Source organism: Nonomuraea sp. NPDC049758, from assembly GCF_040674635.1.
In the GTDB taxonomy this organism is placed as follows: domain Bacteria; phylum Actinomycetota; class Actinomycetes; order Streptosporangiales; family Streptosporangiaceae; genus Nonomuraea.
On sequence record NZ_JBFAMZ010000023.1, the window covers coordinates 98,768 to 121,072 of the forward strand.

The 22,305-nt window shown below is 71.7% G+C and carries 23 protein-coding genes and 1 pseudogene; 16 read left to right on the forward strand and 8 right to left on the reverse strand.

The genetic code is table 11. The features are described from left to right. The first annotated feature begins 66 nt into the window (after nt 1–66). From AB0J46_RS42325 to AB0J46_RS42340, 4 genes are read left to right on the forward strand one after another with little or no spacing between them, the layout of a single operon-like run. Complete coding sequence (locus tag AB0J46_RS42325) at nt 67–2,007, forward strand: S9 family peptidase (RefSeq protein WP_364340681.1); 1,941 nt, start codon at nt 67–69, stop codon at nt 2,005–2,007. After that, entirely contained in the window at nt 2,007–3,236 is a 1,230-nt protein-coding gene (locus AB0J46_RS42330) for a methylaspartate ammonia-lyase (RefSeq protein ID WP_364340683.1), read from the forward strand. The genes AB0J46_RS42325 and AB0J46_RS42330 overlap by 1 nt, the downstream gene beginning before the upstream one ends. Then, complete coding sequence (locus AB0J46_RS42335) at nt 3,220–4,422, forward strand: CoA transferase (RefSeq protein WP_352351821.1); 1,203 nt, start codon at nt 3,220–3,222, stop codon at nt 4,420–4,422. Before AB0J46_RS42330 ends, AB0J46_RS42335 begins: the two co-directional genes overlap by 17 nt. Next, nucleotides 4,419–5,669 (forward strand): amidase, encoded by a 1,251-nt coding sequence (locus AB0J46_RS42340; protein ID WP_364340685.1) that lies wholly within the window; start codon nt 4,419–4,421, stop codon nt 5,667–5,669. Before AB0J46_RS42335 ends, AB0J46_RS42340 begins: the two co-directional genes overlap by 4 nt. On the opposite strand, the gene AB0J46_RS42345 is transcribed toward AB0J46_RS42340, so the two are convergent. After that, nucleotides 5,649–7,307 carry a DUF885 domain-containing protein gene (locus tag AB0J46_RS42345; protein WP_364340687.1) on the reverse strand — a complete coding sequence of 553 codons (1,659 nt, stop codon included), beginning with the start codon at nt 7,305–7,307 and terminating at the stop codon, nt 5,649–5,651. The two genes, AB0J46_RS42340 and AB0J46_RS42345, sit on opposite strands and share 21 nt — an antisense overlap. Nucleotides 7,308–7,555: 248 nt before the next feature. On the opposite strand from AB0J46_RS42345, the gene AB0J46_RS42350 reads away from it, so the two are divergent. The 9 genes and pseudogenes from AB0J46_RS42350 (at nt 7,556) to AB0J46_RS42390 (ending at nt 14,284) form a co-directional block, all read left to right on the forward strand. After that, entirely contained in the window at nt 7,556–9,115 is a 1,560-nt protein-coding gene (locus AB0J46_RS42350) for an ABC transporter substrate-binding protein (protein WP_364340689.1), read from the forward strand. A 14-nt stretch (nt 9,116–9,129) separates the two neighbouring features. After that, nucleotides 9,130–10,110 (forward strand): ABC transporter permease, encoded by a 981-nt coding sequence (locus AB0J46_RS42355; RefSeq protein ID WP_364340691.1) that lies wholly within the window; start codon nt 9,130–9,132, stop codon nt 10,108–10,110. A gap of 1 nt (nt 10,111) precedes the next feature. Next, nucleotides 10,112–11,995 carry a dipeptide/oligopeptide/nickel ABC transporter permease/ATP-binding protein gene (locus AB0J46_RS42360; protein WP_364340693.1) on the forward strand — a complete coding sequence of 628 codons (1,884 nt, stop codon included), beginning with the start codon at nt 10,112–10,114 and terminating at the stop codon, nt 11,993–11,995. 1 nt (nt 11,996) lies between these two features. Further along, nucleotides 11,997–12,746: an ATP-binding cassette domain-containing protein gene (locus AB0J46_RS42365; protein WP_364340695.1), complete on the forward strand. Its 750-nt coding sequence runs from the start codon at nt 11,997–11,999 to the stop codon at nt 12,744–12,746. A 33-nt stretch (nt 12,747–12,779) separates the two neighbouring features. After that, a complete protein-coding gene (locus AB0J46_RS42370; protein ID WP_364340697.1) occupies nt 12,780–13,151 on the forward strand; it encodes a histidine kinase in 372 nt (123 codons plus the stop codon). Beyond that, nucleotides 13,148–13,297, forward strand: coding sequence for a hypothetical protein (locus tag AB0J46_RS42375; protein ID WP_364340699.1), 150 nt, complete (start codon nt 13,148–13,150; stop codon nt 13,295–13,297). Before AB0J46_RS42370 ends, AB0J46_RS42375 begins: the two co-directional genes overlap by 4 nt. 80 nt (nt 13,298–13,377) lie before the next feature. Continuing rightward, nucleotides 13,378–13,464, forward strand: a pseudogene (locus AB0J46_RS42380) (DNA-binding response regulator); the annotation flags it as partial. Between the two features lie 68 nt (nt 13,465–13,532). Then, nucleotides 13,533–13,724, forward strand: a complete 192-nt coding sequence (locus AB0J46_RS42385; protein ID WP_364340701.1) for a hypothetical protein — start codon at nt 13,533–13,535, stop codon at nt 13,722–13,724. 11 nt (nt 13,725–13,735) lie between these two features. Beyond that, nucleotides 13,736–14,284 (forward strand): aldo/keto reductase, encoded by a 549-nt coding sequence (locus AB0J46_RS42390; RefSeq protein ID WP_364340778.1) that lies wholly within the window; start codon nt 13,736–13,738, stop codon nt 14,282–14,284. Here the strand turns inward: AB0J46_RS42390 and AB0J46_RS42395 are convergent. The 3 genes from AB0J46_RS42395 to AB0J46_RS42405 all read right to left on the reverse strand — a co-directional run bounded on the left by AB0J46_RS42395 (nt 14,206) and on the right by AB0J46_RS42405 (nt 15,939). Next, complete coding sequence (locus AB0J46_RS42395; RefSeq protein ID WP_364340703.1) at nt 14,206–14,925, reverse strand: DUF4429 domain-containing protein; 720 nt, start codon at nt 14,923–14,925, stop codon at nt 14,206–14,208. The genes AB0J46_RS42390 and AB0J46_RS42395 overlap by 79 nt on opposite strands. A gap of 109 nt (nt 14,926–15,034) precedes the next feature. Then, entirely contained in the window at nt 15,035–15,316 is a 282-nt protein-coding gene (locus AB0J46_RS42400) for a hypothetical protein (RefSeq protein ID WP_364340705.1), read from the reverse strand. Between the two features lie 152 nt (nt 15,317–15,468). Next, nucleotides 15,469–15,939, reverse strand: coding sequence for a sortase (locus tag AB0J46_RS42405; RefSeq protein ID WP_364340707.1), 471 nt, complete (start codon nt 15,937–15,939; stop codon nt 15,469–15,471). A 536-nt stretch (nt 15,940–16,475) separates the two neighbouring features. On the opposite strand from AB0J46_RS42405, the gene AB0J46_RS42410 reads away from it, so the two are divergent. The 3 genes from AB0J46_RS42410 (at nt 16,476) to AB0J46_RS42420 (ending at nt 19,007) form a co-directional block, all read left to right on the forward strand. Continuing rightward, nucleotides 16,476–16,682 (forward strand): cold-shock protein, encoded by a 207-nt coding sequence (locus tag AB0J46_RS42410; RefSeq protein ID WP_020545593.1) that lies wholly within the window; start codon nt 16,476–16,478, stop codon nt 16,680–16,682. A gap of 352 nt (nt 16,683–17,034) precedes the next feature. Next, nucleotides 17,035–18,462 carry a DEAD/DEAH box helicase gene (locus AB0J46_RS42415; RefSeq protein WP_364340780.1) on the forward strand — a complete coding sequence of 476 codons (1,428 nt, stop codon included), beginning with the start codon at nt 17,035–17,037 and terminating at the stop codon, nt 18,460–18,462. Nucleotides 18,463–18,479: 17 nt separating this feature from the next. Next, nucleotides 18,480–19,007 carry a ferritin-like domain-containing protein gene (locus AB0J46_RS42420; protein WP_364340709.1) on the forward strand — a complete coding sequence of 176 codons (528 nt, stop codon included), beginning with the start codon at nt 18,480–18,482 and terminating at the stop codon, nt 19,005–19,007. 47 nt (nt 19,008–19,054) lie between these two features. Here the strand turns inward: AB0J46_RS42420 and AB0J46_RS42425 are convergent, their stop codons facing one another. Genes AB0J46_RS42425 through ssuE form a run of 4 tightly spaced genes read right to left on the reverse strand, consistent with a single transcriptional unit; the run spans nt 19,055 to nt 22,305 of the window. Continuing rightward, nucleotides 19,055–19,936, reverse strand: coding sequence for an ABC transporter substrate-binding protein (locus AB0J46_RS42425; RefSeq protein ID WP_364340711.1), 882 nt, complete (start codon nt 19,934–19,936; stop codon nt 19,055–19,057). Continuing rightward, complete coding sequence (locus tag AB0J46_RS42430) at nt 19,936–21,033, reverse strand: LLM class flavin-dependent oxidoreductase (RefSeq protein ID WP_364340713.1); 1,098 nt, start codon at nt 21,031–21,033, stop codon at nt 19,936–19,938. The genes AB0J46_RS42425 and AB0J46_RS42430 overlap by 1 nt, the downstream gene beginning before the upstream one ends. Beyond that, the gene (locus tag AB0J46_RS42435; RefSeq protein WP_364340715.1) at nt 21,023–21,811 is read right to left on the reverse strand and encodes an LLM class flavin-dependent oxidoreductase; all 789 of its coding nucleotides are present in this window, start codon (nt 21,809–21,811) and stop codon (nt 21,023–21,025) included. Before AB0J46_RS42435 ends, AB0J46_RS42430 begins: the two co-directional genes overlap by 11 nt. Next, complete coding sequence (gene ssuE, locus AB0J46_RS42440) at nt 21,808–22,305, reverse strand: NADPH-dependent FMN reductase (RefSeq protein ID WP_364340717.1); 498 nt, start codon at nt 22,303–22,305, stop codon at nt 21,808–21,810. The genes AB0J46_RS42435 and ssuE overlap by 4 nt, the downstream gene beginning before the upstream one ends.

The window sequence follows — 22,305 nt, forward strand, 5'->3', positions numbered from 1 at the left end:
CCGCCGCCCCCCGACTTGTGACGATCAGCGGTGTCCGGAATCCAGGCAACCGACGAGAGGACCGGTGTGAACCGCTATCTGACTGTCGACGACATCCGGCGGATCGACGTACCCAAGCAACCGGCGATCAGCCCGGACGGCAGCGCGGTCGCCTACGTCGTCCAGACCGACGACCTCGACGCGGACCGCGTCGAGCAGACCCTGTGGCTGGTGCCCACCGGCGGCGGGAACCCGCGCCGCCTGACCGACGGCGTCGGCGACTGCGCCCCGGCCTGGTCGCCGGACGGCCGGCTGCTCGCCTTCCTGCGCACCACCGACGGCCGGCCCCAGATCTGGCTGCTCGACGTCGGGACGTCCGAGGCGCGGCAGCTCACCCGCCGGCCCGGCGGAGCGGGCGCCCCGGCGTTCAGCCCGGACGGCTCGCGGCTGCTGTTCACCGCGCCGGCCGATCCCCCGGAGTCCGAGGGCACGTGGGCGTGGGGCGCGCCGGTCGTGAGCCGTCGCCTCGACTACTACGCTGACGGCGCCGGCGTGCTGAGCGCCCCGCGGCAGCACATCCACGTCGCCGACGTCGGCACGGGCGGATGCGAGCAGATCACCGCCGGCGAGTGGAGCGCATCCGGGGCGGCCTGGTCGGCGGACGGCACCCGGATCGCCTTCTCCGCCGCCATGTCCGCGGACGCCGACCTCACCCGGCAATCCGCCGCGTACACCATCGACTTAGGCGACCCCGGACGGGTCCCGCGGCCGGCGGGCCCGGAATCCGGCAGCGCCGGGCCGCTCGCCTGGACGGGCGACGGCACCCGGCTGCTGGTCTGCGGCCACCCGGAGGGGCCCGCGCGCTTCACCGGCCTGCTCCTCGTCGATCCGGCGGACGGCACGGCCCGGCACCTCACCGAGCAGATGGACCGGCAGGTCATGTACGGCGCGCCCGGTTATCCCGGCTCGACGCCGCGCGTGGTGCCGCAGCTCGGGACGGTCCTGTTCTGCGTGCGCGAGGGCGGCTACGTCGTGCCGTACACCATGCCCGAGACCGGCGGCACCCCCACCGCGCTGCTCGCGGCGCCCGACCAGAACGTCTCGAGCCTGAGCGTGGCCGGCACACTGGTCGCGTTCCTCGGCAACGGGCCGGACACGTTCGGCGAGATCTACGTCCTGGACCTCACGACCGGCACGTCGACCCAGCTGACCAACCATCGCGAGCGGCTCGGCGACCGGCGTCCGGCCCCGCGCGCCGAGCGTACGTTCACCATCTCCGACGGGACGGCCGTCACCGGATGGGTCATGCGCGACCCCGACGCCACCGGCCCGCAGCCGCTGCTGCTGGACATCCACGGCGGCCCGCACAACGCCTGGAACGGCGCCGCGGAGGCCGTGCACCTCTACCACCACGAGCTCGTCGCGCGCGGCTGGACCGTACTGCTGCTCAACCCGCGGGGAAGCGACGGCTACGGCGAGGAGTTCGCCCGCGCCGTGAGCGGCCGGTGGGGAACCTCGGACACCGCGGACTTCCTCGAGCCCCTCGAAGAGCTCGTCGCCGAGGGGCTCGTCGACAACGACCGCATCGCGGTGACCGGTTACAGCTATGGCGGCTACATGACCTGCTACCTCACCAGCCGCAGCGACCGGTTCGCCGCGGCCGTCGGCGGGGGCGTCATCAGCGATCTGCGCAGCGCCGCCGGCACGACCGACAACCGGCGCGCCCTGTCGACCAGCGAATGGGGCGGCGCGTTCTGGGCGGACACCGAGAACTACGCGGCGATGTCGCCCATCACCCACGTGGCCGACGTACGCACTCCCACACTGCTCCTGCACGGCGGTGCGGACGTCCGCTGCCCGCTCGACCAGGCCAGGCAGTGGCACACGGCGCTGCGCGAGCTCGGCGTGCAGACCGAGATCGTGATCTACCCGGAGGCGTCGCACAACATGCTGTTCAACAGCCCGCCCCGGTTCCGGCGTGACTACAACGCCCGGGTCGTGGACTGGGTGACAAGGTACGCCGGCTGATGCGCGTCTCGGAGATTCTGGCGGTGCCCGGCATCGGCACCTACAGCAACGACGACCAGGCGGCGATCAAGGCCGGGGCGGTACGCGACGGCTACTTCTACGACGGCCCCGCGCTCACCCCGGGCTACCGCGCGATCCGCCAGCCCAGCGAGTCGCTGCAGATTCTGCTCGTCCTCGACGACGACCGCGTGGCCACCGGGGCCGGGGTGTCGGTGCAGTACGCCGGCGGCTCCGGACGCGAGCCCGTCCTGCTGGCGGAGGCGGCCCGCGATCGCTGGCTGCCGGTGCTGCGCGACGTCCTGCTGGACGCGACCGTGGACTCCTTCCGGGAGACCTCCGCCCTGATCGCGCCGCTCGGGCTGCCACGAGCGGTCGCGTACGGGGTCAGCCAGGCCCTGCTCGACGCGGCCGCGAACGCCACCCGGCGCACGATGGCCGAGGTGGTCGCCGCCGAGTACGGCGGCGCCGATCCGATCGGTCCGGTCCCGCTGCTCGCCCAGTCCGGCGAGGACCGGCGGGGCGCGGTCGACCGGATGGTGCTGCGCCGGGTCGAGAGCCTGCCGCACGGGCTGATCAACAACGCCGATCTGCTCGTCGGGCCCGGCGGCCACCTGCTGCTGGAGTATGTCGGCTGGGTACGCGACCGGGTGCTGGCGCGGCGCCCGGACGACGACTACCGGCCAGTGATCCACATCGACTGCTACGGCACCCTCGGCGACGTCTTCCCCTCCACGGCCGAGGTGGCCGGCTTCCTCGCCCGGCTGGCCGAGAAGTGCGCGCCGTTCCCGCTGCGCGTCGAGCAGCCGATGCGCGCGGCGTCGCGGGAGGCCCAGATCGACGTCCTCCTGCGCCTGCGTGAACACGAAACCGGCGTCCAGATCGTCGCCGACGAGTGGTGCAACACCCACGAGGACGTGCTGGCCTTCCTCGACGCGCGGGCGGCCGACATGATCCAGATCAAGATGCCCGACGTCGGCAGCCTCGACGACGCCGTGCGGTCCGTTCTCGCCTGCCGGGCCGCGGGCGTCGCGGCGTACCTCGGAGGGTCGTGCACCGAGACCGACCTGTCGGCCCGCATCGCCACCCACGTCGCGATGGGCGCGGGCGCGGACGTGCTGCTGGCCCGGCCCGGCATGGGCGTCGACGAGGCAGTGATGGTGACCAGGAACGAGATGGCACGCACCCACGCGGTCATCGAGCACAGGAGCAGACGTGACGGGACTCAGTGACATCAGGATCATCGCCGTCGAGCAGTACGGCGCCGGCCCATTCGGATCGTTGCACCTCGCCGAGCTCGGCGCCGACGTGATCAAAATCGAGGACGCGCGTACGGGCGGCGACATCGGGCGGCATGTCCCGCCGTTCGCCGAGGACGACGACAGCCTCTTCTTCCAGAGCTTCAACCGGAACAAGCGCAGCATCTGCCTCGACCTCTCGGTTCCGGCCGGCGTGGCGGTGCTGCACCGCCTCGTCGAGGGCGCCGACGCGCTCATGTACAACCTGCGCGGGGACGTGCCGGACAAGCTCGGCCTCCGGTACGCCGACCTGAGCCACCTCAATCCGCGGCTGGTGGTCTGCTCGCTGTCCGGTTACGGGATGACCGGGCCGCGGCGGGCGGAGCCGGCGTACGACTACGTCGTCCAGGGTCTCGCCGCGTGGATGGACCTGACCGGCGACCCGGCCGGACCGCCGACCAAGAGCGGTCTTTCGCTGGTCGACTACTGCGGCGGAGTCGTCGCGGCGATGTCGTTGCTGGCTGGGGTCCACGTCGCCCGGCGCGACGGCGTCGGCGGCGAGTGCGACGTCAGCCTCTTCGACACGGCGATGGCGATGCTCTCCTACCCGGCGACCTGGTTCCTCACCCGGGGGCACGAGACCCGCCGCAAGACCCGGTCGGCGCACCCCTCGGTAGTGCCGTTCGGCGCCTACCCCACCGCGGACGGCTGGTTGATGCTCGCCTGCGTCAAGCCGGTGTTCTTCGAGCGCCTGACCAAGGTGCTGGGCGTCGCCGAGGTCGCCGCTGATCCCCGGTTCGCGACGCTCGCCGGCCGCCAGGCGCACCAGGCCGAGCTGGACGCGGTGCTGGACTCCGCCCTGTCCCGGCACGGCACCGACCACTGGGTCGGCCTGCTGTCGGCGGCGGGCGTGCCGTGCGGCCCGGTCAACGGGCTGCGCGAGGCCTTCGAGGAGCCGCAGGCCGCGCAGCGCGGCCTGGTCGTCGACACCGACCACCCCAGCTTCGGTACGGTACGGCACGTGCGCACGGCGGGACGCGCCTGGTGGGAGAACCCGGCGCCGGACCGAGCGCCGGGCCTCGGCGAGCACCGCGAGCAGATCCTGCGGGAGGAACTCGGCATGAGCGCCGCGGAACTGGCCGATCTTGCACGGGGCGGCGCCTTCGGCGGTGAACGGTGAGCGGCGCTCCCGCCGCCGTGGTGGCGCTCGCCGCCCGGCTGAACGCTTTCACCCAGCTGATCGAGGACGACATCGCGGCCGGGAAGAACGGCCCGATGGCGGGCTGGACCATCGCGGTCAAGGACAACATCGACGTCGCCGGGACGGTGCGCACCGACGGGCTCCGCGCCCCGCATCCGCCCGCGGCGGCGATCGACGCGGAGGTGGTGCGCCGGCTGCGGGCCGCCGGCGCGCGGATCGTCGCCAAGGCGAACCTCGAGGAGATCAGCTTCGGGGCGACCACGCAGAACGACACGTGGGGCGCCTGCCGCAACCCGTGGGACCTGGACCGGATCCCCGGCGGCTCGAGCGGCGGGTCGGCCGTCGCGGTCGCCGCGGGCCTGGTCCGGCTCGCGATCGGCACGGATACCGGCGGCTCGCTGCGCAACCCGGCCGCGTTCTGCGGGGTGACCACGCTGCGCCCGAGCCACGGGCTGGTGCCGACGCTGGGAGTGACGCCGCTGAGCCCCAGCATGGACGTCGTCGGGCCGCTCGCGCGTAGTGCGGCCGAGGCCCGCATCGCCCTGGAGGTCATGGCCGGCACGGGCTCGCGGCCGCTTCCGCCGCGGGACCTGTCCAGCCTGACCGTGGCCGTACCCGAGCAGTACTTCCTCGACGACCTGGAGCCCGCGGTCGCCGCCGGCTTCCGCGACCTGCTCGACCTGCTGGGCGCGCACGGCGCGAAGATCCGGCGGGTGGCACTGCGCGACGTCGATCGGGTGCACCAGGCGATGGCCGCGCTGCAGAACTCCGAGGCGATCCGCCACCTCCGGCCGTACTGGCACGACGCCCGCGTCTGCGCCGGGATCAAGGGGCGGATCGAGGCGGGCCGCCGGGTCACCACCGAGGAGATCGAGAGCGCGCTCGCGGTGGCCTTCGTCTGGCGGGCCCGGGTCGACGAGGTGCTCGCCGAGGCCGACGTCATCGCCGTGCCGGCGACGCCCTTCGTCGCGCCCGTTGCCGGGGAGGGCGATCTCACCCTCGCCAGCCGGCGGATCAACCAGCTCACCGGCTGCTGGTCGATCACCGGCCTGCCCGTCCTCGGCCTGCCGGTGTCGCCCTCGCCGGCCGGGCTGCCGGTCGGCGCACAGCTGGTCGGCCGGCGCGGCGCCGACCGGGCCCTGCTCATGGTGGGCGAAGCCGTGCAGGCGGTCAGCGACTGGCATCGCCGCCGCCCGCCCGGCGCGCTACCCGACGACGCCTGGTAGTGCCGCGGCGACGTGCGCCTCCAGCAAGGGCAGCGGCAGCTGCCCCGCGCCGAGCACCACGTCGTGGAACCGGGCCAGGTCGAAGCCGGCACCCTGCCGGCGCTCCGCCTCCCGCCGGATCCGCACGATCTCGAGCCGGCCGACCAAGTAGGCCAAGGCCTGGCCCGGCGTCACGATGTACCGGTCGACCTCCGCGTCGATGTGCCCCGGGCTCAGCGGGGAGTGCTCGGCCAGGTAGCGCTTGGCCCGCTGCCGGCTCCAGCCCTTGGCGTGCAGGCCGGTGTCGATGACCAGGCGGCAGGCCCGCAGCGAGTCGAACGACAGCATGCCGAGCCGGTCCAGCGGGCTGCTGTAGAGGCCCATCTCGTCGGCGAGCCGTTCGGCGTACAGCCCCCAGCCTTCGAGAAAGCCGGTGACCGTGGTGGTGCGGCGGAACTCCGACAGCTCGGTGAGCTCGGCGGCGAGGCCCATCTGCAGGTGGTGCCCGGGAACGCCCTCGTGGAAGGCGAGGGCCTCAACCTCGTACCGGGCCCAGGCACGCGGATCGGAGACGTTGATGACGAACGTCCCGCCCCGCGAGCCGTCCTTCGGCGCAAGCATGTACTGGCCGAGCGATCCGCTCGTCGCCGCCTCGACCGCGCACGTGGCGCGGGGCAGCCGCCCGAACCAGTCCGGGGCGCGGTCGGTCGCCCGGGCCAGGGCGACCTCCGCGGCGCGTACGAGGCCGGCGGCGTCGTCGAAGTGCAGGGCCGGGTCGTCGCGCATCCTGGCCATGACGGCGGCCACGTCCGAGGTGCCGAAGACCTCCCGGCCGAGGGCGGCGTACTCCTCGTCCAGGGCCGCGACCTGGGCGAGCCCGATCTCGTGGATGCGGTCAGGGTGGAGGTCGGTGGTGGTGTGCGAGCGGACCAGGGCGGCGTAGACGCGATCGCCGTCGTCGAGCCAGCACAGCCCGCACCGCTCGTCGGGCCGCGCGGACGGCGCGACCTCCCATGTCAACGCGTCGGCATAGTCGGCCAGCGCGGGGCGCACCATCTCGCCGACCACCGCGCGCAGGTGATCCGTGCGCGCGGCGCGGTCGACGGCCAGCAGCGGGTCGTCCTCGAGCGGGACGTCCAGCCACTTCCGCACCCTGTCCACGGTGTCCGCCACGGCGAAGGCGACCGGGGTACGGCCGGCCGCGCGGCCCGCAGCGAGACGCTCCAGCCTGTCGCGCAGATTGCGCGCGAAGCCGCGGTACTTCATCGGCAGGGCGCCGGCCACCTCGGCGGACGGGAGCGCCAGCTTGGCGACCCGGCCCGGGAACTGGGTCACCGGCCCGAAGAGCGGGTCGACGTCGAGCTCGGCGAACCGGTGTTCGAGCACGTCGGCTCTGGTCGCGGCCTGCCAGGCGAGGACCGCGGCGTCGAGCGAGACGGGTGTGCCGTCCGGCGTACGGGCGAGCGCGGCGGCGGCATGTGCCATCTCGCGCAGCTCGCGGAGCTCGGCCGCCTCGGCCGTCGCGCTGACGTCCTCGAAGCGCCCTGCCACCGAGTACTCACCGATCAGGTGCGCCCAGGTGGGCGCCGTGCGGTACCGGAGCTCCTGGTACCGCTTGCCGAGGCTTTCGACGTCCACCAACCCGGACCCCTCCGTCATTTGATCCACGTTTCACCTAGTCGGATACGGTCTGACGGACGACGTTAAAGTGAGGGGCGACCGTGGGGCTTGGGTCTGGCCACGATCGAGCACGGGCACCTTTGTGGGCTTGTACAAGAATCGCCGCCGCGCTGTGGCTTCAATCGTGGGTTACATCACCCAGCGCCGAGCTGGCTCGTCCCGCCGGCCGCAGAGGAAGTCACGCGCCAATGGTCCGAAATCGCCCTTTTCGTGTCTCGGTTTCCGTATTGTGCTCGACGGTCGCGCTGGCTGCCTGCTCCAACGGTGGGAGCACCGGTAGCTCGTCCGGCGACGACTATGCCGACGGCGGCTCGCTCACCATCGCGATCGACAGCGACCCCGGCGCGCTCGACCCGCAGCGCTCGGTCAACGGCGTCAACAAGATGATGGCCGTCTTCGCCTACGACACGCCCGTCAAGCTGCTGGACTCCGGCGAGGTGGCGCCCAGCGTCGTCAAGTCGTGGAGCGGCGAGGGAACCTCCTACACGCTGACCGTCCGCGAGGGCGTCACCTGCTCGGACGGCTCGCCGATGGACGCGCAGACGGTGGCCGACAACATCAACTACGTGGCCGCCGAGGGCAACGGCTCGCCCATGCGTGGCGCCGCCGTTCCTGCCGGCGCCACGGCAACGGCCGACAAGGCCGCCGGCACCGTCGCGGTCAAGCTCAAGGAGGGCGCGCCCTTCTTCTTCCAGAACCTGGCCGAGCTGCCGCTTGTCTGCTCGAGCGCCATCAAGAGCCGCGACTCCCTCAAGGCGGCCTCCGCCGGCTCCGGTCCGTTCGTCCTCTCCAGCGTGCAGGCCGGCAACCAGTACACGTACACCCGCCGCGACGGGTACGCCTGGGGGCCGAACGGCGCCTCGACCGCCGAGAAGGGCATGCCGGCGAAGGTGACCTTCAAGCTCGTGACGAGCGTGACCACGACGGCCAACCTCCTGCTGAGCAAGGGCGTCAACATCTCGCACCTCTCCGGTGCCGACACCCAGCGGCTCAAGGCCGCCAAGGTGTTCTCGGACGGCGGCAGCATCATCGACGACGAGCTCACCTTCAACCAGGCCGCCGGTCTGCCGACCGCCGACGTCAACGTTCGGCGCGCGCTCGTCGGCGCTCTCAACATGAAGGAACTGGCCCAGGTCGCCACCAGCGGCCTCGGACAGGAGGCCAACGGGCTGCTGACCGACCCGAAGATCTGCAGCGGTGACACCGTCACCCCGAACAAGCCGGCGTACGACGCGGCCGCCGCGGCGGCGCTGCTCGACCGGGCCGGCTGGACGGCCGCCGGCGGCGGAGCCCGGGCCAAGGACGGCAAGCCGCTCGAGGTCGCGTTCGTCTACGACAATGAGGACACCACCACCGCAGCGGCGGCCGAGTACATCGGCCAGAAGTGGACGGCGCTCGGCGTCAAGGTGGACCTCAAGGGGCAGTCGTTCGCCGCGCGGTCCGACGTCGTCTTCGGCGGCAAGGGCCCGTGGACCGCGACCCTCATCGGCCTCGGCGTGTCCAACCCGGCCACGCTCGTGCCGTTCTTCTCCGGTGCCACCCCGTCGAATGGCGGCATCAACTACGGCTCGATGCGCAACGACGTCTTCGACAGCTCGATCAAGGCGGCGCAGGCGAAGTCCGGCACCGGCGGCTGCGCCGACTGGAACGCGGGCGAGGGTGCCCTGATCAAGGACGCGGACATCACCCCGATCGCCGTCTCGCCCTACCTCTACTGGGGCAACGGGGCCAAGTTCGACGTCGTCGCCCGCGTGCTGGAGCCCACCTCGCTCCGGGTTCTGCGCTAGGTACGGCGGGGAGGATGGGAGGTTCTGTGAAGTCGTCGCTGCGCGCCAGGCACCCGTGGCCGGTCTTCCTGATCCGGCGGCTGGGGAGGTTCGTCGTCTCGCTGGCGGTCGTCGTCACCGCATCGTTCGCCATGGTCCACGCGCTGCCGGGCGACCCGGTACGCGGAGCCCTGGGCCTGATGGCGCCGCCGGAGACCATCGCGGCCACCCGGGAGCGTCTCGGGCTCAACGACCCGCTGTGGCGGCAGTACCTGGACTATCTCTGGAACCTGCTCCACCTCGACCTCGGTACGTCCCTGGACACCCAGACGCCGGTGCGGGAGAAGATGGCACAGTTGGTGCCCGCGACCCTCCAGCTCGGCCTGACCGCGTTCGTGGTCTGCCTCGCGGTGGCGATACCGGTGGGCCTGCTCCTCGGTATCGCCACCCGGGACGGCCGGGGCCGCGGCCTGCACTTCGGCTTCGGCGGCGTGACCGGGCTCGCGCTCTCCGTGCCGGACTACCTGGTGTCGGTCGGACTCGTGTTCGTCTTCGCCGTCTCCCTCAACGCGCTGCCGGTCGCGGGCCTGTCCGGTCCCGCGTCGTTCGTGCTGCCGGTGACCGCCCTCGTCCTGGGGCCGGCCGCCTACCTGGCGCGGATCGTCCGGGCCGAGACCCAGCGGGTGCTCGGCGAGGACTACATCCGGGCGGCGCGCGCGAAGCGCCTCCCGGCGCGGCTGATCTACCTGCGGCACGCGCTGCCGAACACGCTGACCCCGACGCTGACCGTCTCCGGCATGATCCTCGCGTCGATGGTGGCCGGCACCGTGCTCGTGGAGAACGTGTTCGCCTGGCCCGGCGTCGGCGCCGAGCTCGTGCATTCGGTGCTCGCCAAGGACTACCCGGTCGTCCAGGCGGTCGCGCTCTTCTTCGGCGCCGGCATCCTGCTGATCAACCTCGCGGTCGACATCGCGATCGCCGTCATCGACCCGCGCTCGACGATCAAGGAGAGCTGACGTGTCCTGGTCACGTACCCGCCATCACCTGTCGTCGCCGCTCGGCGTGGTCACGGTCGCCCTGCTGCTGCTCCTGGTCGCGACCGCCGTCGTGGCGCCGCTGCTGCTCGGCGACCGGGCCACGGAGATCGCGGGCGGCGCGCTCCAGGCGGGACCGTCGGCGGCGCACCCGTTCGGCACGGACGCCCTCGGACGCGACGTCCTCACGCGGACGCTGGTGGCCACCCGGCTGTCCCTCGTCCTCGCTCTGCTCGTCGTCGGCATCGGTGTGGCCTGCGGGCTGATCATCGGCACCGTCCCCGTCGTGCTCGGCCGGCGCGCCGGCCGAGCGGTGGTCGCCGTCCTGAACCTGATGGTCGCCTTTCCCGGGCTGCTGCTCGCCCTGTTCCTCGCCATGATCTTCGGAGTGGGGGCGCGCGGCGCCGTGCTGTCGATGGCGATCGCCTTCGCGCCCTCGTTCGCGCGGCTGACCCACACCACCGCCAGCGGCGTCGCGAACGCCGACTACGTCTCCGCCGCGCGACTGCTCCGGGTCCCGCGGTGGCGGATCCTGATTCGCCACGTCATCCCGAACATCTCCGAACCCCTCGTCATCAACGCGACGAGCCAGGTCGGGGCGGCGCTGCTCAGCATATCGGCGCTGTCCTACATCGGCTTCGGCGTGCAACCGCCGCAGTACGACTGGGGACGCATGCTCGCCGACGGGTTGCCGGCCATCTACACCAACCCGGCGGCCGCGCTCGCGCCGTCCATCATGATCGTCGTCGCGGGTCTCGCATTCGTCCTCGCCGGCGAGCTGCTGACCCAGGTCCTCGGCGGCAGCCAGCACGGTCACCTCCGGCTCCCGTCCCTCAGGTCCCAGCGCCGGGACACGGCCCCGGCCGAGACGCCGCCACCGGGCGACGAGGTGCTCCGGATCGAGCGCCTGACCGTCACCGTACCCGGCGAGACCGCGCCCTTCTCCCCGGTCGTCGACGTCAGCATGCGCCTTCGCAGCGGCGAGATCGTCGGGCTGGTCGGCGAGTCGGGATCGGGCAAGAGCCTCACCGCCATGGCGGCCGCACAGCTCACCTCGTACCCGAACGTCGCTGAGGCCGACGTGCACCAGATCAAGGGCAACGAGCTGCGGCGGATGCGCCCCCGCGACCGCGAGCGGCTGCTCGGCACCTCGCTCGCGATGGTGTTCCAGGACCCGATGTCGTCGCTGAACCCGACGCTCAAGGTCGGACGCCAGCTCGCCGAGGTCGCGGAGACCCACGAACGCCTCGGCCGCCGGGACGCGTGGCGACGAGCCGTCGACCGCCTCAGCGCAGTGCTGATCACCGACCCGCAGGCGCGGGCGAAACAGTACCCGATGGCGTTCTCCGGCGGCATGCGCCAGCGCGCGTCGATCGCGATGGGGCTCATGGCCCAGCCGGCGCTGATCGTCGCCGACGAGCCGACCACCGCCCTCGACGTGACCGTCCAGAAGGAGGTGCTCGGCCTGCTGCGGCGCATCTCCCGGGAGAGCGACGCCGCCGTCCTGCTGATCAGCCACGACATCGCGGTGGTGGCTGAGAACGCCTCCCGGGTCCTGGTCATGTACGCCGGCCGGGTGGTCGAGGAACTGCCGGTCAGCAGGCTCGCCGAGGCCGCGCATCCGTACACCCGCGCGTTGATCGCGAGCATCCCGGACATGTCGACGGACCGGTCGCGGCCGCTCGCGAACATTCCCGGCCGCCCGCCGCACGCCTCTGACCTGCCGCCGGGCTGCGCGTTCGCGCCCCGGTGCGGCCGGGCGGACGACCGATGCCGGCAGGCGCGTCCCGAACTGGCCGACTCGGGCGGCGGTGGCGCCGTCGCCTGCTGGCATCCGCTGCTGCCGGTCCTGGAAAGCGAGGCGTGACATGCTCGAGCTCCGCGACATAGTTGTCCGGTACGGCCACAATCAGGATGCCGTGACGGCCGTCGACGAGGTCAGCCTGACCGTGGCGGCCGGCTCGGTCGTCGGGCTCGTCGGCGAGTCGGGGTCCGGCAAGTCGACCCTCGCCCGGGCGGCGGTCAGCCTCACCCCGCTCACCTCGGGCACGATCCTCTGGAAGGGGGCGGTGCTCGACCCGCGCGACCGCCCGCCGTTGCAGTACGTGTTCCAGGACCCGTACGCGTCCCTCAACCCGCGGATGAGCGTCGGCGCGTCGATCGCCGAGGGCCTGCCCCGGGGGAGCGGGCGGCGGGAGCGGTCGGCCCGGGTCACCGAGCTGCTCGAAATGGTCCGGCTCGATCCTGGCGACGTCCACAAGCGCCCCCGGCAGCTCTCCGGCGGACAGCGGCAGCGCGTCGCCATCGCCCGCGCCCTCGCCGCCGAGCCCGAGGTCCTGATCGCCGACGAGATCACGTCGGCGCTCGACGTCTCGGTCCAGGGTGCCGTGCTCAACCTGCTCAAGGAGATCCAGACCCGGACCGGTGTCGGGATCCTGTTCATCTCGCACAACCTCGCCGTGGTCCGCTACGTGGCCGACTCGATCGCGGTCATGAAGTCCGGCCGGCTCGTCGAGCACGGTACGACGGAGGACGTCATCGAGCGTTCCGCGCACCCGTACACGAAGCAGCTCCTCGAAGCCGTCCCGACCATGACGATGGGTAATGGCCGCTCATAGCCGCCCGCCGTACACGCCGAACCGCTGGCCACCGTGCTCGCGCTGGCGACCGCCATGGTCGCGGCCGGATTCGGGCAGCGGTGGGCGGTGCGCCACCTGCTCCGCGCCGAACCGTCCCGCATGCTGGAGGAGCTCGGCCGCCGCCAGACCCTCGCGCTGGAGCTGCACGACGCGGTCGGGCACGCGCTCAGCATCGTCCTGGTGCAGGGCATGGCCGCGCAGGCCGCGCTCCAGCGCCCCGCCCCCCGTCCCGACGCGCTCGCTGGATCACCTGCTCGACACCGCCCGCGCCGCCCAGGAGTACCTCGACGTGCTGCTCGGCGTCCTCGACGCCGGGCGAGGCGGCACGCACCCCCACGCTCGACTCGCTCCACACCCTCACCCGCGGGCTCGACGTCCACATGAACGCCGGCCCCCTCGGCCGCATCCCTGCGGCCACCTCCCGCACCGCCTACGCCATCGCCCGGGAGGCGCTCACCAACGCCCTGCGCCACGGTCCGGCCCCGTCACGCTCGACGTCAGCACGGACGCCCCCGGCGAGCTGGTGGTGACCGTCGAGAACGCCACCGCCGGCTCCCCCGCCCCACCGGCCGGGCGCCGACGTCGTGCTGATGGACATCCGCATGCCCGCATGGACGGCCTCGCCGCGACCGTCGAACTGACCCGCCGCTCCCCGTCCACCCGCGTCGTCATCGTCACCACCTTCGAGGACGACCAGCTGGTGTGGGCCGCCCTGCGCGCCGGAGCCGCCGGGTACGTGCTCAAACGAGCCCGGCCGGCGAACTCGTGGAAGCCGTCCGGCTGGTGCACTCCCGGCGCGCGGTGCTCTTCCCCGACGCGCTGCGCCGCATCGCCTCCCCGCACCACGCCAGCGCCCGGCCGCGCCGCCCGGTCACGCTCACGCCCCGCGAACTCGAGGTACTGCGGCACATCACGCTCGGCCAGGCCAACCCGAGATCGCCGTCGCCCTGCACGTGAACCAGCTGCTCGTGCACGCCGGGAACACCCCCGCGGAGCTGCCGGCCTACTGCGAGAGCCAGCAGATCCTCGTCGAGGCGTACTCGCCGATCGCCCACGGTGCGATCCTGAAGAACGCCGACGTCCGGGCGATGGCCGAGAAGTACGGGGTGTCCGTCCCCCAGCTGTGCATCCGCTACACCCTCCAGCTGGGCACGGTGTCGCTGCCCAAGACGGCGAATCCTGAGCACATGCGGTCCAACGCCGACGTCGACTTCGAAATCTCCGACGCGGACATGGACGCTCTGCGGGGGCCTGCGCGATGTGGACCACGGCGACCACAGCGCCTTCCCTGTCTTCAGCGGCAAGTGAAGGTGACCGCCGAGTTCGGCGCCATCGACACCGTCCCGTCTGCGTCCGGCTCGATGCGTCATGGCCGACCCGTGCCAGCGCGACTGGCGCCGCCCGTCGAGGCGCACAAAGTCACATACGGGACAGCAGTTCAGCCTTCCGCCGTGACCTGTTCGATCATGGGAGCTTGTACGGCGGCCAGCACTGCGGCGGCGAAGGGCAGGGAGTGATGCGTGGCTCCCCAGCCAATGCCGAACACCACGGAGGCGGGATCGTTGTTGGGGTTGGAGAGGGCCTGGTGCCCACGGATGCGCAGCCGCAATGACCCGCGAGCGTCCTCCAGTGCATGCCACTCGACGCCCTCGATCTCGGTGATCGGGTAACGTCGGTCACCTGCCGTGTACTTGGCCGGGGAAGCTCCGGACGCGAACCAGGTGAAGGTGACAGCCTGCCCGTCGAAGGCGGCCTCACCGTCCCATGCCTTGAAACGACGCGGCACCGAAGGACCGGCGATCAGGAACCGCTCAGCCGGACCGCGCTGGGACAGGGCCGCGCGCACCTCGTTGGCATACTGGTCGGCCAGCGTCTTCGTGGCGGCGGGCAGCACCAGCCGGTACGGATCGAGCGATTCCTGGAGCTGCCCCGTTGCCGCGGACATGACCGGATCGGCTCCCTCCCGGGGAACCACCCGCAACACCACCCTGCCGCGTGCACCAGGCTCCAGCAAGACATCGGCCAGCGCGTCGTACGGCACGAACCGCTCTCCGAGCTCCATGCTCAGTTTCGACGCCTTACCCGGCTCAGGCGTAATGCGCAGCCCACCGTCCTCGAACTCCCACGCGCAACCTCGCCCCTTCAGTACGTCACCCATGCAAGCAAGGATAGGTGCCCGAACACTGGCGGCCACGCAGACGGGCGACCACCGCGACGACCCGGCCGGGCCTGCGCACGTCGCCGGACGCCACGTTCGGCGACGACGACTACGGCGACTTCTGCCGGCGCACTTTGGAGGAGCAGAAAGCGGTCGACCTGTCCAGGTCACGTCGATGGGCGCGCAGCGCCTGGGGCAGTCTCTGGGCCGGCGCGGACAGCACCGCTCGATCCGCCCATGACAGCCTTGGACGGCGAACCCGACGGCGCAGCACGGCGAGCTCGTGCCGCAGGACGAGGATCTCCATGTCCTTGGACGCGTCGCCACGGGCCGGCAGCGTCAGCCAGCCCACGATGCGGCAGAAGATCATGTAGAAGAGACGGAGCGTCACGCGCCTCGAGCATGCCTGACCCAGGCCACTGCTTCGGCCGGGAAGCCGAGACAAACCCGCAGCTCACCACCGTGAACAGAGTATTGACACCCTTCAGGTCCGCGTGGCCGCCTGAACCGGGGGAGTCCATCTGTCGTCGCTCACTGCGGCACTCAAGTGCCGGTCTGCTGAAGGCTCGCGTACACGATCACATTGTCCGCATAGCTGCGGGCCTGATGGTCGAATGCCCCGCCGCAGGTGATGATGCGCAACTCCGCATGCCCGGTCGCGCCGTAGACCTCGGCCGTCGGGAACGAGGTCTTGGCGACCTTCTCGACTCGCTGGACGAGAAACTTCTCGTGAGTGCCGTCCGAGTGCGTGGTGGTGATCAGGTCCTGCGGGCGGAGCTCTCGCAGGCGGGCGAGAACAGCTGGTCCGGTACGCGTGTCCACGTGTCCGAGCAGGACGGCCGGGCCAACCTCGCCCGGGAAGGGGCCCTGAAGGTCCGTCCGATCATTGTGGTGGGGAAGGAGACTGCGTCGGTGATTACTCTCTTCCCGTTGGCGTCCCTTTTTTCCGTGCGAGGACGCCGTCATATGTGGTGCATCAGGAGAAGCGGTTCCTGGTGCTCCCAGCACTCCCATTCGTCCTTGATTCTGTCGTAGGGGTCGTCATCGGGCGCGGCGGCCCTGCTTACGGCCGTTCCGGACCGGATGTCGACGGTGAGGCGTTCCAGTTTGTCCAGGCGCCGTTGACGCCGGCGGCGGCACGCGCTCTCCGGCGCAGTTTCCAGCCGTCGGTCAGTTTGCCGCTGGGAACTGTGATGGAGCCGGTGGAACCTTGTGTTGTCGAGGTTGAGGCGCCGGACGAGATGAGGCCGTTGCCTTGGCTGGCGCGGCGCGGGCAACAGCGCCGTTGAGCCGGGAACTTGCAGGTCAAGGCGGTGAAGGCGCGCGGATGAGGCCGGCGTCGGCGGGGGCGTGCGCAGCCCGACGGCACATGTGCTAGATTGAGATCAGTTGCAGTTGTGGTACCCATAAAGACTTGTGTGCACCTGACGGTATGTAGCCTCAGGTGCATTTTTTGTTCTCCGGTCATTTCCGGGTGTGTGGTCCTATCGCGGCGACGCGGAATCCGTTCGATGCGGATTTCGGCTTTGCACCCATCAAAGGAGATCAACATGGCTTCTGGCACCGTGAAGTGGTTCAACGCGGAAAAGGGCTTCGGCTTCATCGAGCAGGACGGCGGCGGCGCCGACGTCTTCGCGCACTACTCCAACATCGTCGCCAACGGCGGCTACCGTGAGCTGCGCGAGGGCCAGAAGGTGGCCTTCGACGTCACGCAGGGCCAGAAGGGCCCGCAGGCCGAGAACATCGTTCCCGCCTGACACTGCGCACCACGTAGCCGGGGCCCGCGCCGCAGGGCGCGGTCCCCGGCGCGTTGCTTTTGTGGCATCCATCGTGCCGTGATGACCTCACGACCCGAGAAGCACAGCGTGTCTGTACTTCCGCCGCACACCGGATGCACCACCGATGGCTCCGGTTCGGGCATAGGCCCGATCCAGTTCCACGGCGCGGCATCACGGCCGCGTTCTTCCCGGCGAAAGCCGACCATTTCGACGTACGAGCCCAGGCTGTTTCCGCCGGCTCGACTCGTCTTTCTTCGGCTCGTGCTAGCCGTTCTTGTGCCGCTCATCGCGCCGAGGATCCTGACACGTGCCGCATCGAGGAAGGTTCTGCATGAACCACGCAACTCGCGCGCACGATCGCAACTCTTCGCCCCGTACGGGCGGCTCCGCCCGAAGCAGGGGCGGCCGATTCAGCTCTCCGGCTCAGGGCCGTTCAGGCGCCTCCAACCGGTCCGGCAACGGGCGGCGTCCCGCCGCGCTCCAGACAGACTTCGCGCTGCCGGTCACCGTAACCCCGGCCCTGCCGGCAGCCGCGACATTCGCTGAGCTGAGCATGCCGCCCGCACTGCTCAAGGTGCTCAGCGGCCTGGGCGTGAACGAACCGTTCCCCATCCAGGCGGCCACGCTGCCGAACTCCCTGGCCGGCCGGGACGTCCTGGGACGGGGGCGCACCGGGTCGGGCAAGACACTCGCCTTCGGCCTGGCCCTGCTCGTCCGCACCTCCGGACAGCGCGCACAATCGCGGCGACCGCTCGCCCTGATCCTCGTCCCCACCAGGGAACTGGCCCAGCAGGTCACCGATGCGCTCACGCCGTACGCCCAAGCACTGAAGCTGCGGCTGGCCACGGTCGTCGGCGGCATGTCGATCAGCCGCCAGGCCCATGCGCTGCGCAACGGTGCCGAGGTCGTCATCGCGACCCCGGGACGGCTCAGAGATCTCATCGAGCGCGGCGACTGCCGCCTGGACCAGGTCGGCATCACCGTGCTGGATGAGGCCGACCAGATGGCCGACATGGGCTTCATGCCGCAGATCACCCACCTGCTCGACCAGGTGCGCCCAGATGGCCAGCGGATGCTGTTCTCCGCCACTTTGGACCGCAACGTCGATCTGCTGGTCCGCCGCTATCTGAGCGACCCGGTGGTCCATTCGGTCGACCCCTCGGCGGGCGCGGTCACCACGATGGAGCACCACGTGCTGCACATCCAGGGTGCCGACAAGCAGGCCACCACTGTGGAGATCGCTGCTCGCGACGGTCGGGTGATCATGTTCCTGGACACCAAGCACGCTGTGGACCGGCTCACCGAACAGTTGCTGAACAGCGGAGTGCGCGCCGCCGCGCTGCACGGAGGCAAGTCCCAGCCCCAGCGCACGCGCACCCTCGCCGAGTTCAAGAGCGGCCACGTCACGGCGCTGGTGGCGACCAACGTCGCGGCCCGCGGCATCCACGTCGACGACCTGGACCTCGTCGTCAACGTCGACCCGCCGAGCGACCACAAGGACTACCTGCACCGCGGCGGCCGCACCGCCCGCGCCGGCGAGTCCGGCAGCGTCGTCACCCTGGTGCTGCCCAATCAGCGCCGTGACATGACCCGCTTGATGGCCGACGCCGGTATCGTCCCGCAGACCAGCGAGGTCCGTTCGGGCGAGGCCGAGCTGAGGCGTATCACGGGCGCCCAGGCTCCCTCAGGCATCCCCGTGACCATCACCGCACCGGTTGCCAGTCGCCGGTCGGGACGGAACGGCAGACGATTCCGGTAGCAGCGGATGGGGACCAGGTGAGCGGCGCCCACTTCCGTCACACTGCCGGATCGCTGTTCGCCGTCGAGGATCTGGAGTCCGCGCTCGGCGCGCTGAAGGAGATCGTCGAGCAGGGGGAGGGCAACGCCCACGGCGAGGTCTGGGACGGCGACCAGGACGTCCTCCACCCCGAGCGGAAAGAGGTCGCCCACTACTACCGCTTTCAGGAGCTCAAGCTCGGCCGCCGTTACCAGCGGGGCGACACCCCGAAGACCGGCCCGACCGGTGAGAAGGTCGGCGTCGACCCGGACGGCGTGCTGCCGATGACACCCGACCCGCGGCCCGCCGAGCCGGGCAGTGCCGTACGGGCGGCGCAGGATCTGTTCGACACCACCTACAGCACCCTGCTGAACCTGCTGGAGCAGGCGTTCAACGGCGACCCGAAGCGGCTCACGGACGCCACCCGCACCATGTTCACGCTCAGGGCCCAGGCGCAGGCCCTGATGGCGCTGCCCGGCGGCGCCGGTCCCACCTTCGCCTACGTGCCGCCCGAAGCACGCGGCTGATCCATGAGACCTCTCCGCTGCCGCGTGGGCGGCGGAGAGGACGGGAGTCACCGGGTTCGCGTCACCAGCTCGCCGATCTCGGGGAGGACGGCGTCCGCGACCGTGATCTTCCGCTCGATGAGCCCGTTGGCGTGGAACAGGTCGGCGACGTGCTGCTGCTCGGCGACGAACTCCGCGCTGACCGGGTGCAGCCCCCATGGGCGGGTGCGCAGCGCGTGCTCCCACGCGTCGAGGTCGCCGTCGAACAGGGCCGCGGCCTCGCGCGGGTGCTCCTCCGTCCAGCTGTCCGCCCGCTGCAGCGCGGTGACGATCCTGGCCAGCTCCTCCGGCCGTTCCTGGGCGAAGTCGCGGCGGGTGAACCAGAGCGAGCGGTGGCTGAACAGGCCCTCGGTCTCCACCAGTGTCCGGGTGCGCGACTCGACCGGCGTCAGGTACGGGTAGGAGCCCACCCAGGCGTCCACGTCGCCGTTCACCAGCAGCTCGGCGGCGTTGCCGTAGGCGTCCACCGGGACGATGTCGCCCCACCCGAGCCCGGCCCGCTCCAGCGCCAGCAGCAGCAGGGTGGTCTGCCAGGAGCCGTGCCCGAGCGCCACCCGCCTGCCCTTCAGCTCGGCCACCGAGCCGATCGGGGAGTCGTCCCGCACCACCAGGCGGCCGTTCTCGACCCGCGGCCCCGAGATCGCCACGTACACGATGTCGTGCCCCTTGGCCTGGGCGGTGACCGGGGGCGTGGAGCCGGTGCCGATGAAGTCGTACCCGCCGTCGAACAGGTGGTCGCCGTGGGCGGACGGCAGGGCCCGGGTGGGATCGACGAGCTCGCCCCGGCCGAGGGCGTTCAGGTCCACCCATTCGACGCCGGGCAGCAGGTCCAGGTGGCGGGCCACCCAGAGCGTGTTGTTCTGCGGGAAGAAGCCGACCTTGGTGGTCATCAGGAGCGTCCTTTCAGTAGCGGCAGAACGTGGCGGCCCACGCGGCGGGCCTCTTCGAGATGGGGGATCCCGGCCAGGATGAGGGCGTCCACCCCGAGGTCCAGCAGCCGGTCGAGGCGGTCGGCGACCTGGTGGTAGTCGCCGACCAGGCCGAAGGCCGGGCCGTCGCGCAGCTGGCTGAACCCGCCCCACACGTGGGGGGCGACCTCCAGGGCGCGGGGGTCGTCACCGGCTCCGGCGAGGAAGGCGCGGCTGCGTCGCACGCCGACGGAGTCGCCCTCGCCGGCGTCGCTCTCGCGCGGCCGGGACCGCCAGCCGGCCTCGATCTCCGCCCACGCCTCCTCCTCGCTCTCCCGGGCCAGCAGGTCCACCCGCACGGCGAACCGGGGCGGCGTGGCACTGTGCGCGCGCACCGCGTCGAACTTCTCCTCCAGCGCCTCGAACGGCTCCAGCCAGGACAGGTAGTAGTCGGCGTGCCGGCCGGCGGCGTCGATGGCGGCTGGGGAGGAGCCGGAGAAGAAGATCTCGGGGAACGGCTGCCCGGCCAGCTCCTCCGCCAGCCCGGCGTTCTCCACCTGGTAGAAGCGGCCCCGGTGGGTGTGCCCGCCCTGCCAGACGCCCTTGAGCACGTCCAGGAACTCCGAGGTGCGCGCGTAGCGGTCGTCGTGGTCCACCTTGTCGCCCCACCACAGCTGCGCCGGGCCGCCGCCGCCGGAGATGACGTTGTAGACGATCCGGCCGCCGGTGGCCCGTTGCAGCGTGGCCGTCATCCGGGCGGCCTGGACGGGGTGCAGGAAGCCGGGCTGGAAGGCCACCATGAAGCGGTACGACGTGGTCTCGCGGGCCAGCGTCGCGGCGGCGGCCCACGGGTCGTCGGTGTGCGGGAAGTTCGGCAGCAGCCCGCCGGTGAAGCCGCTGTCCTCGGCGGCCCTGGCGACCTCGGCCATGTAGTCGGCGTGGCTGTAGCCGTCGTCCCGGCCGTCTCTGGTGCCGGGGGCGGTGCCGCCGGGGGCGAAACCGCCTCGGCTGCGGACGCGGCGGCGCAGCGAGGGCTGGTCGCCCTCCATGTGAATGCGCCAGTAGATGTCAACGGTCAACAGACCGCTCCTTCACGTGCTCGCCGAGGCGGTAGACGTCCTCGGTCTGGAGGAAGAACTCGGTGACGCCGAGCGCGGCGTACTCGTCGGCGGCCTCGATCGAGGGCAGGTGCACGCCGTAGCGCAGGCCGGGCAGCTCGGGGATGAGGGCCGCCAGGTCGTCACCGGCCGCGAAGACGTGCACGTCGGCGTGGCGGCGCGACAGCTCCAGGGCCTCGGGCGAGTCGCCCGACAGGTGCACCTCGGGGAAGGGCGGGGACGACAGCGGCGCGCCGAAGCCGCCCTTGACCACCTCGTAGAAGTTCCCGGCGAAGTCGAACGGGCCGCCGCCCCAGACGCCCTTGGCCACGGTGAGGAACTCGTCGGCGCGGGCGAACCGGGCGGCGCCGGTCAGGAAGTCGCCCTGCGCCCTGGCCACGGCCGGGTCCAGATCCACCGCGAGCCGCCAGCCGAGCCGTCCGGCGGAGAAACGCTGCAGGGACGCCGAGAGCTTGGCCGCGTAGACCGGGGTGGCCACGGCCGGGTGGAACTCGGCCACGACCCGCAGGTGGCGGGTGCGGCGCAGGGCGTTGGCGGCGACGGCGAGGGATTCCTGGCCGGCGGGGTCGAAGGGCGAGAGCGCGCCCGCCCATCCGGACAGGTCCGCGGCCACGGCGGCCCGCCCGGCGGGGTCGGTGAGCGCCGGCCGCACGTCGGTGACGAAGCCCGGCAACGGGGCGGGGTCGGGGCTCCGGGTGGGCAGGGCCAGGTGGAAGCGGCCGGTGCGGTGCGCCGTCATGCCGCCGCCCCCAGCGGGACCTCTTCCAGCAGGGCGTCGATGCGCGGGAGCAGCTCCCCGGCCAGCGGCTCGATCTGGGTGTCCAGCACGAACAGGCCGCGCGTGACGTGCCGCGCGCCGAGCACGCTCAGCACCGGGCGCAGGGCGTAGTCCACGGCCAGCAGGTGGGCCGGGGTGCCGCCGGTGGCGATCGGCACCACCGTCTTGCCGGCGAACGCGCCCTGCGGCAGGACGTCCAGGAACGCCTTCAGCAGCCCGGTGTAGGACGCCTTGTAGATCGGGGTGGCGACGACGATCGTGTCGGCCGCGGCCACCTGCGCGGTGGCGTGGGCCAGCTCGGGATGGGCGGTGTCGCCGCGCAGCAGGGCCTCGGCGGGCAGGTCACGAAGGCGCAGTACGGTGGCGGGCCGGCCCAGCCGCCCGGCCAGGTGGTCGAGCAGGCGTACGGTGCGCGAGGCGGCCGATGGGCTGCCGGAGATGAGCAGGACGGACAT